The sequence below is a fragment of the Enterobacter sp. T1-1 genome (assembly GCF_000710795.1).
Lineage (GTDB): Bacteria > Pseudomonadota > Gammaproteobacteria > Enterobacterales > Enterobacteriaceae > Enterobacter > Enterobacter cloacae.
On record NZ_JALW01000089.1, the window covers coordinates 1 to 12,106 of the forward strand.

12 protein-coding genes are annotated in these 12,106 nt (G+C 60.4%); 1 reads left to right on the forward strand and 11 read right to left on the reverse strand.

All coding sequences use genetic code 11. The features are described from left to right. Nucleotides 1-94: 94 nt before the first annotated feature. From paaK to paaA, 11 genes are read right to left on the reverse strand one after another with little or no spacing between them, the layout of a single operon-like run. Nucleotides 95-1,411, reverse strand: a complete 1,317-nt coding sequence (gene paaK / locus AK59_RS0122605; protein ID WP_023621640.1) for a phenylacetate--CoA ligase PaaK — start codon at nucleotides 1,409-1,411, stop codon at nucleotides 95-97. Between the two features lie 26 nt (nucleotides 1,412-1,437). After that, entirely contained in the window at nucleotides 1,438-2,643 is a 1,206-nt protein-coding gene (gene pcaF, locus AK59_RS0122610) for a 3-oxoadipyl-CoA thiolase (protein ID WP_029883880.1), read from the reverse strand. Continuing rightward, nucleotides 2,643-3,065 carry a hydroxyphenylacetyl-CoA thioesterase PaaI gene (paaI, locus tag AK59_RS0122615; RefSeq protein WP_013096754.1) on the reverse strand — a complete coding sequence of 141 codons (423 nt, stop codon included), beginning with the start codon at nucleotides 3,063-3,065 and terminating at the stop codon, nucleotides 2,643-2,645. Before paaI ends, pcaF begins: the two co-directional genes overlap by 1 nt. After that, on the reverse strand, nucleotides 3,055-4,479 hold the full coding sequence (gene paaH / locus AK59_RS0122620) for a 3-hydroxyacyl-CoA dehydrogenase PaaH (RefSeq protein WP_029883881.1): 1,425 nt from the start codon (nucleotides 4,477-4,479) through the stop codon (nucleotides 3,055-3,057). Before paaH ends, paaI begins: the two co-directional genes overlap by 11 nt. 1 nt (nucleotide 4,480) lies before the next feature. After that, nucleotides 4,481-5,269: a 2-(1,2-epoxy-1,2-dihydrophenyl)acetyl-CoA isomerase PaaG gene (gene paaG, locus AK59_RS0122625; RefSeq protein ID WP_029883882.1), complete on the reverse strand. Its 789-nt coding sequence runs from the start codon at nucleotides 5,267-5,269 to the stop codon at nucleotides 4,481-4,483. Next, on the reverse strand, nucleotides 5,269-6,036 hold the full coding sequence (gene paaF, locus AK59_RS0122630) for a 2,3-dehydroadipyl-CoA hydratase PaaF (protein ID WP_013096757.1): 768 nt from the start codon (nucleotides 6,034-6,036) through the stop codon (nucleotides 5,269-5,271). Before paaF ends, paaG begins: the two co-directional genes overlap by 1 nt. Next, complete coding sequence (gene paaE / locus AK59_RS0122635) at nucleotides 6,033-7,103, reverse strand: 1,2-phenylacetyl-CoA epoxidase subunit PaaE (RefSeq protein WP_029883883.1); 1,071 nt, start codon at nucleotides 7,101-7,103, stop codon at nucleotides 6,033-6,035. The genes paaF and paaE overlap by 4 nt, the downstream gene beginning before the upstream one ends. A 7-nt stretch (nucleotides 7,104-7,110) precedes the next feature. Next, nucleotides 7,111-7,608 (reverse strand): 1,2-phenylacetyl-CoA epoxidase subunit PaaD, encoded by a 498-nt coding sequence (gene paaD / locus AK59_RS0122640; RefSeq protein ID WP_029883884.1) that lies wholly within the window; start codon nucleotides 7,606-7,608, stop codon nucleotides 7,111-7,113. A gap of 11 nt (nucleotides 7,609-7,619) precedes the next feature. Further along, a complete protein-coding gene (gene paaC, locus AK59_RS0122645) occupies nucleotides 7,620-8,366 on the reverse strand; it encodes a 1,2-phenylacetyl-CoA epoxidase subunit PaaC (RefSeq protein WP_023621630.1) in 747 nt (248 codons plus the stop codon). A gap of 8 nt (nucleotides 8,367-8,374) precedes the next feature. Next, nucleotides 8,375-8,662 carry a 1,2-phenylacetyl-CoA epoxidase subunit PaaB gene (gene paaB / locus AK59_RS0122650; RefSeq protein WP_003857353.1) on the reverse strand — a complete coding sequence of 96 codons (288 nt, stop codon included), beginning with the start codon at nucleotides 8,660-8,662 and terminating at the stop codon, nucleotides 8,375-8,377. Between the two features lie 12 nt (nucleotides 8,663-8,674). Then, nucleotides 8,675-9,604 (reverse strand): 1,2-phenylacetyl-CoA epoxidase subunit PaaA, encoded by a 930-nt coding sequence (paaA, locus tag AK59_RS0122655; RefSeq protein WP_013096761.1) that lies wholly within the window; start codon nucleotides 9,602-9,604, stop codon nucleotides 8,675-8,677. Nucleotides 9,605-9,888: 284 nt separating this feature from the next. On the opposite strand from paaA, the gene paaZ reads away from it, so the two are divergent. Next, nucleotides 9,889-11,931 (forward strand): phenylacetic acid degradation bifunctional protein PaaZ, encoded by a 2,043-nt coding sequence (gene paaZ, locus AK59_RS0122660; RefSeq protein ID WP_029883885.1) that lies wholly within the window; start codon nucleotides 9,889-9,891, stop codon nucleotides 11,929-11,931. Nucleotides 11,932-12,106 lie beyond the last annotated feature (175 nt).

Genomic DNA, 12,106 nt, shown 5'->3' on the forward strand with positions numbered 1-12,106 from the left:
CATTCATTTTCCTGAAGCAACATCATCGCTTTCGGTAAAAAATTACTGGGGATCCCTCAGCCCAAAGGGAGAGGGAACGTAGAATAAGGATAATTCAACCGTTGGCCGCCACTTTACGCAGGTCAAACACCCGGCAGGCTTTCCCCTCCGAGCGCGGGATGCTGCCGCAGTTAACGATCATGACGTCCGTGGAAATCCCGACCATCGATTTAATGCGATGACGCAGCTGATGGCAGACCTGACAGCGCTGTTCGTGGGTCAGCGAAAGACTGCTCTCTTTCAGCTCCACTTTTACAGAAAGTGAATCAAGATGCCCCCGACGATTCACCTCCAGCTGGTAATGCGGAGAGAGATGCTCAAATTTCACAATCTCCTCTTCCAGCTGCGACGGGAAGACATTTACACCGCGGATAATGAGCATGTCATCACTGCGACCGCTGATCCTGTCCATGCGGCGCATGGTGCGGGCGGTACCCGGCAGTAGACGGGTCAGGTCGCGGGTGCGATAGCGGATCACCGGCAGCGCCTCTTTGGTCAGCGTGGTGAACAGCAGTTCGCCCTGCTCGCCGTCATTAAGCGGGGTGCCGTCGTTCGGGTTGACGATCTCCGGGTAGAAGTGATCTTCCCAGATGGTCGGGCCGTCGGCGGTTTCGAGACACTCCATCGCCACGCCCGGCCCCATCACTTCCGAAAGGCCGTAGATATCCAGCGCCGTAATGCCTAACCGTTTTTCGATCTCATGACGCATCGCCTGGGTCCACGGCTCGGCACCGAACACGCCCACGCGCAGGGAGCAGGCGCTGGCATCGCCGCCCATCTGGCGCTCCAGCTCTTCAATCAGGTTGAGGCAGTAGGAAGGCGTCACCATGATCATATCCGGCTTAAAATCGCGGATCAGCTGCGCCTGCTTCTCGGTCTGGCCGCCGGACATCGGGATCACCGTGGCCCCTAAACGCTCGGCACCGTAGTGAGCGCCCAGCCCGCCGGTAAACAGACCATAACCATAGGCCACATGGATTTTGTCCTTCGCGCTGCCCCCGGCGGCACGCAGGGAGCGGGCCACCAGATTGGCCCAGTTGTCAATGTCCCCCTGGGTATAGCCCACGACGGTCGGTTTCCCGGTTGTGCCGGAGGAAGCGTGAATACGCACCACCTGCTCCATCGGTACGGCGAAGGTATCGAACGGATAGTTATCGCGCAGATCCTGCTTGGTGGTGCACGGGAACTTGCGAATATCGGCCAGTTCGCGGAAATCGTCAGGGTGAACGCCCGCGGCATCAAACTTACGTTTGTACATCGGCACGTTGTTATAGGCGTGGTTCAGCGTCCATTTCAGACGTTGGGTCTGCAACGCCTGTAATTCGTCAATGGACGCGGTTTCGATCGGATCAAGCTTTGTTGTATTTATCATCGCAGGGTACTCACATTATTGTTCGCTCAAACACGTTCAAGGATCATGGCAATGCCCTGACCCACACCGATGCACATCGTACACAGCGCGTAGCGCCCGTGGCGTCGATGCAATTCATTGCTCGCGGCCAGCACCAGCCTGGCACCGCTCATTCCCAGCGGATGGCCTAACGCAATGGCCCCTCCGTTCGGATTGACGTGTGCGGCATCGTCCGGCAAACCCAGCTGACGCAGCACGCCCAGCGCCTGGGAGGCGAAGGCTTCGTTCAGCTCAATCACATCCATCTCGTTAATACTGAGCCCCGCTCGCTCCAGCACTTTACGGGTGGCGGGCACCGGCCCTAGCCCCATCAGACGTGGCTCCACGCCTGCGGTGGCCATGGCCACAATCCGCGTGCGCGGCACAAGCCCCTGTGCGAGCGCCATCTGCTCGCTGGCGATAATCAGTGCAGCGGCGCCATCGTTCACCCCAGAAGCGTTACCTGCGGTAACGACGCCATCTTTGCGAAACGGCGCTTTCAGGGCGGCAAGTTGCGCCAGCGTGGTGTCGGCGCGCGGGTGCTCATCAACAGAGACCTCCGTGACGGTCCCTTTTTTCCCCGGCACCAGCACCGGCACAATCTCTTGCGCCAGAATGCCGTTTTGCTGCGCCAGGGCGGTACGCTGCTGGCTGCGCAGCGCGAACGCATCCTGATCGGCACGGCTGATATTTAACAATTCAGCTACATTCTCTGCCGTTTCCGGCATGCTGTCAGTTCCGAACGTCTGATGCATGAGCGGATTCACAAATCGCCAGCCAAGGGTGGTATCGAAGATCTCCGCCTGGCGCTGAAACGCCGCGGTGGCTTTCGCCATCACAAACGGCGCGCGGGACATCGACTCCACGCCACCGGCAATCAGCAGATCGCCATCACCGGATTTTATGGCGCGTGCAGCAAAGCCAACCGCATCCAGCCCCGAGCCGCACAGGCGGTTGATCGTCGTGCCGGAGACGGTCTGCGGCAGCCCGGCCAGCAGCGACGCCATACGCGCCACGTTGCGGTTGTCTTCCCCCGCCTGGTTGGCGCAGCCGAAGATCACATCATCAATCCGCTCCGGGTCGAGCTGCGGATAGCGCTCCAGCAAGGCACGCAGCGGTATAGCGCCCAGATCGTCCGCGCGTACGGCGGATAACGCCCCGCCGTACCGCCCCACCGGGGTTCGCACCCCATCACAAATAAATGCGTCACGCATCAGGCTTCTCCTGTCACATTGCCGCCGATGCGGTGGGATTTTCCGCGAAAGAGAGCGACGGTTTTCTGTTGTTGGTTCTGAATTTCGATGTCATACACGCCGGTCAGTTTGCCCTGATGCTTAACCCGCGCGGTGGCGGTCAGCTTGTCTCCGACAAAGCCCGGTCGAAGGAAATCGATTGTGCAGCCAGAGGCCACCGCCGCCAGCCCCTGGCTGTTGCAGGCGTAGGCAAACGCGGTGTCGGCCAGCGAGAAGAGCTGTCCGCCGTGGCAGGTTTTATGGCCGTTAAGCATCTGCGGGGTGATGGTCATGGTCACCACTGCGTAACCTTCGTCCATGTCGATAATGTCCATCCCCATTGCCTGCGCGCAGGCATCCTGTTCGTACATGGTGCGGGCGTTATGCCAGGCGTTATGACTCATAGCTACTCTCCAGAAGCGCACGCTGGCGCAGCAGTGAACAGGGGCGATAACGTTCTTCGCCGTAATGACGCTGCAGGTTTTCCAGCAGCGTTAACAGACGTTGCCAGCCCAGCCGCTCGCCCCAGGCAATCGGCCCGGACGGGTAGTTCACGCCCAGACGCATGGCGGTATCGATATCTTTTTCGCTCGCGACCCCTTTCTGCAGCGCATCCAGCGCTTCGTTGGCAATCATCGCCACCGTGCGCCAGACCAGCAGGCCAGGGTAATCGGCAATCTGCACCACCCGCTTTCCCTGCTGTTGCAGGTAGCGGATGACTTTTTGCGTCGCGGTATGCGGGTTGCTGGCTGCCGACGCAATCACCGCCACGTCGCGCTCAATGCGATCAACCACCACCACCGGGCAGTTGAGGCGCAGCGCCAGCGCCTGAGCGGTTTCGCCCTGCGTTTCAATTAGCAACACATCATCGATTTCCGTGACACCGTCACGCTTTCGTTCAACCCGCATCGGGCTAAAGCTGTCGTTGATCGCGTCGAGCCATGGCACCTGTGGCGATTCGCCGCGCCAGTCGTAAACGCCCTTCCCGCTTTTTTTGCCCAGTCGCCCCGCCAGTACCAGCTCCTGCTGCACCAGTGAAGGGAGAAAACGCCGCTCCTGCCAGAATGCGTTAAACACCGAACAGGTCACGGCGAAGTTAACGTCCTGCCCAATCAGATCGGTCAGTTCCAGCGGCCCCATCGGGAAACCGCCGCCTTCGCGCAGGGCCGCATCAATCACTTCAGGGGCTGCAACCTGTTCCTCCAGCGCGCGCCAGGCTTCGGAATAGAACGGACGCGCCACGCGGTTTACGATGAAGCCCGGCGTTGACTGGCAGCGCACCGGCTGTTTCCCCCAGTTCAGCGCCAGCTCGAACAGCGCGTCGGCCACTTCCGGCGAGGTCGCCAGCCCGCTCACCACCTCCACCAGCTTCATCACCGGTGCCGGGTTAAAGAAATGCAGGCCTGCCACTCGCTCTGGATGACGGATATCCGCCGCAATCGCCGTGATCGAGATAGAAGATGTGTTGCTGGTAAGCAGGGTCTGCGGCGGGCAGATCTCCGCCAGTTCGGCAAACAGCGCTTTTTTCACCTCAAGGCGCTCGGAGGCGGCTTCTATCACCAGGTCCGCCGTGGTTAGCGCACTGATATCCGTGACCGGGGTCAGCCGGGCGAGGATCTGCCCACACGCCTCCTCAGTGAGTTTGCCCCGCGTCACCCGGGAGGCCAGGCGCTGGCGAATGCCGTCAATGGCGCGGGAAATGGCGTCTGAGGCAATGTCGTACATCATCACCTGATGCCCATGGCTTGCCGCGACTTCGGCTATTCCGGCGCCCATCGTGCCGCTTCCAATGACGGCGACAGTACGAATGTTCAGCATCTTACTTCCCCGTAAAATTCGGTGCGCGCTTCGCCAGAAAGGCGCTCACGCCTTCGCGGTAATCGTCGCTGCGTCCGGCCAGCCGTTGATAATCGCGCTCCAGGTCAAGCTGTGCGTCCAGGGTATTGGTTTCCGCGGCATTGATCGCCTGCTTGATCAGCCCCAGCCCAAAGGTGGGCTGCGAGGCAAAGTGCAGCGCCAGCTGCTGCGCCGTGCTGGAGAGCTGGTCGTCATCCACCACCTGCCAGATCATTCCCCAGGCGTGCGCCTGTTCGGCGCTCAGTTTGTCGCCAAGCAGCGCCAGCCCCATAGCGCGGGCACGTCCGGCCACGCGCGGCAGGAACCAGGTTCCGCCGCAGTCCGGGACTAACCCCAGCTTGCTGAAGGCCATCACAAAGGTGGCGGAGCGCGCGGCAATCACCATGTCGCACCCCAGCGCCAGCGTGGCTCCTGCTCCGGCCGCCACGCCGTTGACCGCGCAAATCACCGGTTTTGGCAGCGCAGCCAGACGACGCACCAGCGGGTTATAAAAGGTCTCGACGGACATCCCCAGATCCGGCGCAGGACCGTTCGGGTCGACGTTACGGTCGTTCAGATCCTGCCCGGCACAGAAGCCGCGCCCTGCGCCGGTGATCAGCAGACAGCGGATCGTCTCATCGCGCTCGGCCTGCTTCAGGCATTCTGCAAGCTGCTGGTGCATCACATCGTTAAAGCTGTTCAGACGCTCCGGACGGTTCAGCGTCAGGGTCATTACGCCTTGCTCTACATGACTGAGAATAAATTTCACAATTAGCGTCCTTTAAAGTCGGGAGTACGTTTCTGTAAGAAGGCGTCGATGCCTTCTCGCCTGTCTTCCGTGGCCGAGAGCAGCGTGAACAGTTGGCGCTCCTGGGCCAGCCCCGCCTGCAGTGGCACCTCCTGTGACTGGCGCAGCGCCTGTTTAGCCGCCTGTAGCGCCAGCGGCGAGTGGCGCGCCATCAGCGCTGCCTGTTTCAGGGCGTATTCCAGCGTCAGCGAGGCCGGGAAAACGTCGCTGACCAGACCGGCACGCTGGGCCTGCTGCGCCGTAATGCTTTCCCCGGTCAGTACCATTTTGCTGGCGAGCGATTTACCCACGCAGCGGATCAGGCGCTGCGTACCGCCCGCACCAGGCATGATCCCAAGCGTAATTTCCGGCAGTCCGAAGCGGGCGTTGTCACCGGCAATCACTACGTCGCACAGCAGGGCCAGCTCGCAGCCAGCCCCGAGTGCAAAACCGTTCACGGCGGCAATCAGCGGCTTATTGAAGGCGTCAATCCGCTTCCACAGCTGAGGACGACTATCGTTCAGGGTGGCAGGCAGATCTTTTTCTGCCATTTCGTTGAGATCGGCTCCGGCCGCAAAGCAGCGCTCGCTGCCGTAAATCACACAGGCAGAGAGGGTGTTATCGCTGGCCGCCGCCTCCAGCTGTTCTGCAAGCTGTGTCAGCAGCGCATTGTTAAGGGCGTTGCGTGCCGCCGGCCGGTTGAGCGTGAGTTGCAGCACGCGGTCATAACGGGTGACCAGAAGTTCGCTCATGCCATCCCCTTAGCATCAAAGTCGACGACCACGTCGGCGGTTAGCGGCAGTGCCTGACAGCTCAGTACATACCCGGCGGCCAGTTCGTCCGGCTCCAGGCTGTAGTTGGTCGCCATGTCCACCTTGCCGCGCAGCACTTTGCATTTACAGGTGGCGCAGACGCCTCCCTTACAGGCATACGGCAGATCAGCCCCCTGGCGCAGGGCGGCATCAAGAATGCTCTCGTCGTCCGCCGTGAGGACGATCTCGCGGTCACGTCCGTCCTGGCGCACGATCACCTTCTGGCCTTCTGCCTGCACGCTCACCGCGCGCTTAACGGCCGTGTCCGGCGTATTGAACCGCTCAAGGTGAATGGATTTTTCGGCCATTCCCAGCGCTTTTAAGGTCGCTTCAGCCTCGTCCATCATCGCGGCCGGGCCGCAGATAAAGGCCTCGTCGTACTGGCGGAAGTTGATCAGCGTTTTTGCCAGCGCCTGCAGCTTTTCACCGTCGATACGGCCGTAAAGCAGGTCGCTGTCCAGCCGCTCCTGGCTGAAGATGGCAAGCAGCTGCAACCGCTGCGGGTATTTATCCTTCAGGTCTGCCAGCGCCTGACGGAACATCATGCTCTGGCTGCTGCGGTTGCCGTAGATCAGGGTGAAGTGGCTGTTTGGTTCAGCGGCCAGCGTGGCGGATAAAATCGCCAGCATCGGGGTGATGCCGGAGCCTGCGGCAATCGCCAGATAGTGACCTTCCCGTTCAGGCTGTGGCTGATAGCCAAAATGCCCCTGGGGAACCATCACCTCCAGCGTCATGCCCGGTTTGATCTCATCCCGGGCGTAACGGGAGAAACGTCCACCTTCAATGGCTTTAACCGCGACGCTGATCTCCCCCGGCGCGCTACTCCGGCAGATGGAGTAACAGCGGCGCAATTCGTCTGCACCCAGTCTGGTTTTCAGGGTCAGGTGTTGGCCGGGACGAAAGCGGTAAGCCTCCTGCAACGCCTGCGGAACCGCGAAGGTGATGGTCACCGCATCGCGGGTTTCGGGTTCTACTTTTGCCACTGTTAATGAATGAAACGTTGTCATGACAACCTCAAATACATTTGAAATAGTCGAAGGGTTCGCGGCAGGTATTACAGCGATACAGCGCCTTACAGGCCGTAGAACCAAACTCACTGATAAGCGAGGTGTCGGTGCTGGCGCAGCGCGGGCAGCTCACCTCAGCGGGAACGTGGACATGACAGCTGTGCCCCACGGGTGGGCTGATGCCATACGCGCGCAGACGTTCACGCGCATCGGCGGTCATCCAGTCGGTCGTCCAGGCGGGTTCCAGCTGCAGCACAATGTGCACCGGCGTATAACCGTGCGCCGTCAGGGTGTCGCGGATGGCGCCAAGCAGGTGTTCCGTCGCCGGGCAGCCTGAATAGGTTGGCGTAAAGCCAATCGCCCAGCCTTCGCCCTGCGCGGTGACGCTACGCACCATGCCTAAATCAGTGATGGTGAGCACCGGCACTTCCGGGTCCGGGATCTGGCTTAACAGAGACCAGATGTGCGGAACCTGTGGGGGGGCGATGTCGACAAGACGTTGCATGGCGTTCTCCTTTACCACTGCTGACCGGGATACGCGCGCTGGAGATACTGCATCTCTGCCAGCATCGGGCCCAGATGCTCGGTATGCAGCCCGCGTTTTCCGCCGGTGCGATAGGCCGTCTCATCGGGCACGCGCAGGGTGGCTTCCCGCAGTCCGGCAAACACTTCGTGTTCCCACGGCTGGCGCAGGGTGCGCGGATCAACCGCAACGCCGGACTCAATCAGTTCAAGCTCAACGTCATCCGCCTCGAACAACTCGGCCGTAAAGCGCCACAGGTTGTCGATGGCCTGCTGCATTTTTTGCGACGAGATTTCGGTGCCGTCTCCCAGGCGCACCAGCCAGCCGCGGCTAAAGCGCAGGTGATAACGCGCCTCTTTAATCGCCTTGGCGGCGATAGCGGCAAGCTGGCTGTCGCTGCTGTGGATCAACCGCTCGTAGAGGGCAACATTCCACGCGTCCATCAGATACTGGCGGGCGATCGTGTCGGCGAAGTTGCCGTTCGGCTGTTCTGCCAACAGTAAATTGTGAAACTGACGCTCATCGCGGCCGAAGGCCAGGGTGTCTTCATCGCCCTGACCTTCCCGCTCTGCCGCGCAGGCGAGGAAGTTGCGCGCCTGCCCCAGCAGATCGAGACCGATGTTGGCGAGCGCAAGGTCGATTTCCAGCTCCGGCGCGTGTCCGCACCAGGCTCCGAGGCGCTGCGAGAGCACCAGACCGTTGTCGCCCAGACGCAGGGCGTATGCAGATACTGTTTTCATCCCTGACCTCACATATGCTCGATGCCATCAGGGATGGTGTAAAACGTGGGGTGGCGATAGACCTTGCTTTCCGCCGGGTCGAAGAACTCGCCGCTCTCTTCCGGCTGAGAGGCAACGATCTCGCTCGCCTTCACCACCCAGATCGAGCAGCCTTCGCTGCGGCGGGTATAGGCATCCCGTGCGTTTTCCAGCGCCATGCGATCGTCAGCGGCATGCAGACTACCAACATGGCGGTGGGATAACCCTTGTTTGCTGCGTACGAACACTTCGTACAGCGGCCAGTAGACATTGCTCATCGTGATTTCCTCTTATGCGGCCTGACGGGCGCGTTGTTTTTCTGCATGCGCCAGTGCGGCTTCACGCACCCACGCCCCCTCTTCCCAGGCTTTGCGCTTGGCGGCCAGGCGTTCGTGGTTGCAAATCCCGCGTCCGTTGATCACCTCGTCAAACTCCTGCCAGTCAATCTCACCGAAGCGGTAGTGGCCGGTTTCCTCGTCAAAGCGCAGGTCGGGATCGGGTACCGTCATCCCCAGCATCTCCACCTGCGGGATGGTGTTGTCGACGAAGCGCTGACGCAGTTCGTCATTGCCAAAGCGTTTAATTTTCCAGGCGAGACTGCGGGCGCTGTTCGGCGAGTTGTCGTCGTTTGGTCCGAACATCATCAGGGCGGGCCACCAGAAACGGTTGATGGCGTCCTGCAGCATCTGCCGCTGGGCGTCGCTTCCCTGCGCCAGCGCCATGCAGGCTTCAAACCCCTGACGCTGGTGGAAGCTCTCTTCTTTACAGATTTTCACCATCGCGCGGGCGTACGGCCCGTAAGAGGTCCGGCACAGCGCCACCTGATTGACGATGGCGGCACCGTCCACCAGCCAGCCGATTACGCCGATATCGGCCCAGCTCAGCGTCGGATAGTTAAAGATGGAGGAGTATTTCATCTTGCCGTCGAGCATTTTCTGGTAGATGTCTTCCCGCGCGCAGCCCAGCGTTTCAGCCGCGCTGTAGAGATAGAGCCCGTGCCCGGCTTCGTCCTGCACTTTCGCCAGCAGGATCGCTTTGCGGCGTAGCGTCGGGGCGCGGGTGATCCAGTTCCCTTCCGGCAGCATGCCGACAATTTCAGAGTGGGCGTGCTGACCAATCTGGCGGATCAACGTCTTGCGATAGGCTTCCGGCATCCAGTCCTGAGGCTCAATCGCCGTCTCCTGCGCTATGCGCTGCTCAAAGCGTTGTTCTTGCGTCACGTCATCACCTTTATGATTCGTTAGTTTGCAACTTAAAGCGTAATTGTGAATCACTTTGTTTTTTAAAAGTTACACAAAGGTTAAATATACCCCCAAGAAATGTTTCCTGATTTTGTGATGTCGCTCGCAGGGCTTTTGCGCAAAGGCCGCCACATCAGGGCTACAACCGCCGCGCACCTTCCCTTGAGATCACATTGTTAACAATTCATTAAAACTCAGCTTGATTTTTATGATTCATGATTAAACTATTGATAGTGAAATAACGAAACATGTGGAGATAAGAGATGCAGCAGTTAGCCAGTTTCTTGTCCGGTGTCTGGCAGTCTGGCCGGGGCCGCGAACGTACTATTCCTCACGCCATCAGCGGTGAAGCGCTCTGGAGCGTGACCAGCGAAGGGCTGGACATGGCGGCGGCACGTCGTTATGCCATTACGCATGGCGGTGAAGCCCTCCACGCCATGACCTTTATCGAACGCGCGGCGATGCTGAAAGCGGTGGCGAAGCACCTGCTCAGCCTGAAAGAGACGTTTTATGCTCTCTCAGCCCAGACCGGCGCGACAAAGGCCGACAGCTGGGTAGATATTGAAGGTGGGATTGGCACGCTGTTCACCTATGCCAGTCTGGGGAGCCGTGAATTACCGGACGACACGCTGTGGCCCGAGGACGAACTGCTCCCGCTGTCGAAAGAAGGCGGCTTTGCGGCGCGCCATGTGCTGACGTCAAAATCGGGCGTGGCGGTGCATATTAACGCTTTCAACTTCCCCTGCTGGGGAATGCTGGAAAAACTCGCCCCCACGTGGCTTGCCGGGATGCCGGCGATCATCAAACCCGCTACCGCCACCGCGCAGGTGACGCAGGCGATGGTGAAAGCGATCGTGGAGAGCGGTCTGGTGCCGGACGGCGCCATCAGCCTGATCTGCGGCGGCGCGGGCGATCTGCTGGACCATCTCGACAGCCAGGATGTGGTGACGTTTACCGGCTCCGCCAGCACCGGCCAGACTCTGCGTGTTCACCCGAATATTGTGGCAAACGCGATCCCGTTCACCATGGAAGCCGACTCCCTGAACTGCTGCGTGCTGGGAGAAGACGTGACGCCGGAACAGCCCGAGTTCGCCCTGTTCATTCGCGAGGTTGTACGTGAGATGACCGCCAAGGCCGGACAGAAATGTACCGCCATCCGCCGCATTATCGTGCCGCAACACCAGATTGACGCGGTAAGTCAGGCGCTGATCGCCCGGCTGGAAAAGGTGGTGGTGGGCGACCCGGCGCAGGAAGGCGTAAAAATGGGTTCCCTGGTCAACAACGAACAGCGTGCGGATGTGCAGGAGAAAGTGGATCAGCTTGTGGCCGCAGGCTGCCAGGTTCGCCTGGGCGGAAAAGCCGATCTGCAGGCCGCCGGAGCGTTTTACCCGCCAACCCTGCTCTTTTGCCCGCAGCCGGATGAAACCCCGGCGGTGCACGCCACCGAAGCGTTCGGCCCGGTGGCGACTCTCATGCCATATCGCCACGCAGACCATGCGATGCAGCTTGCCCGCGCGGGCGGCGGTAGCCTGGCCGGGACGCTGGTCACGGCGGATCCCGCGCTCGCCCGCCAGTTTATTTCTGGTGCAGCGCGGGCACACGGTCGCATTCAGATCCTCAATGAAGAGTCAGCAAAAGAGTCTACCGGCCACGGTTCTCCGCTTCCGCAGCTCGTGCACGGCGGTCCCGGACGTGCAGGCGGCGGCGAGGAGCTGGGTGGCCTGCGTGCGGTCAAACACTATATGCAGCGCACCGCCATTCAGGGCAGCCCGACCATGCTGGCCGCCATCGGCAAACAGTGGGTACGCGGCGCGACGGTGCATGAAGATCGCGTTCATCCGTTCCGCAAATACTTCGAGGAATTGCAGCCGGGCGACAGCCTGCTGACGCCGCGCCGAACCCTGACGGAAGCCGATATCGTTAACTTTGCCTGCCTGAGCGGGGATCATTTCTATGCTCACATGGACAAAATTGGCGCAGCGGAGTCGATCTTTGGCGAGCGGGTGGTACACGGTTACTTCCTGATTTCCGCTGCCGCCGGGCTGTTTGTTGATGCAGGTGTGGGGCCGGTAATTGCCAACTACGGCATGGAAAACCTGCGCTTTATCGAGCCGGTGAAACCGGGCGATACCATCCAGGTGCGCCTGACCTGCAAACGTAAAACCCTGAAGAAACAGCGTACGGCGGATGAAAAACCCACCGGCGTGGTCGAATGGGCGGTTGAGATTTTCAATCAGCACCAGCAGGCGGTAGCGCTGTACTCCATTCTGACGCTGGTGGCTCGCCAGCAGGGTGATTTCAGCTAACGTCCCCTCACCCTCTCGACAATGGCTGAGGGCTCCCCGGTAATTTGTAAGCAGAAGCAATAACGCTGCTTTCAGAATGACTGAGGGCTCTCAGCGATGCCCTGGTCCGGCTGTAAATCGCTGAGGCGTTTCCTGCAGGCCGGGGCGAGGCGCAGGGATGCGCCGAGAGGGCGGA

Excerpts from the sequence above, each read along its gene's own strand:
- paaF (WP_013096757.1), bottom strand. The coding sequence starts at position 6,036 with ATGAGCGAACTTCTGGTCACCCGTTATGACCGCGTGCTGCAACTCACG.
- paaB (WP_003857353.1), bottom strand. The coding sequence starts at position 8,662 with ATGAGCAATGTCTACTGGCCGCTGTACGAAGTGTTCGTACGCAGCAAA.
- paaZ (WP_029883885.1), top strand. The coding sequence starts at position 9,889 with ATGCAGCAGTTAGCCAGTTTCTTGTCCGGTGTCTGGCAGTCTGGCCGG.
- paaC (WP_023621630.1), bottom strand. The coding sequence starts at position 8,366 with ATGAAAACAGTATCTGCATACGCCCTGCGTCTGGGCGACAACGGTCTG.
- paaE (WP_029883883.1), bottom strand. The coding sequence starts at position 7,103 with ATGACAACGTTTCATTCATTAACAGTGGCAAAAGTAGAACCCGAAACC.
- paaD (WP_029883884.1), bottom strand. The coding sequence starts at position 7,608 with ATGCAACGTCTTGTCGACATCGCCCCCCCACAGGTTCCGCACATCTGG.
- paaK (WP_023621640.1), bottom strand. The coding sequence starts at position 1,411 with ATGATAAATACAACAAAGCTTGATCCGATCGAAACCGCGTCCATTGAC.
- pcaF (WP_029883880.1), bottom strand. The coding sequence starts at position 2,643 with ATGCGTGACGCATTTATTTGTGATGGGGTGCGAACCCCGGTGGGGCGG.
- paaH (WP_029883881.1), bottom strand. The coding sequence starts at position 4,479 with ATGCTGAACATTCGTACTGTCGCCGTCATTGGAAGCGGCACGATGGGC.
- paaI (WP_013096754.1), bottom strand. The coding sequence starts at position 3,065 with ATGAGTCATAACGCCTGGCATAACGCCCGCACCATGTACGAACAGGAT.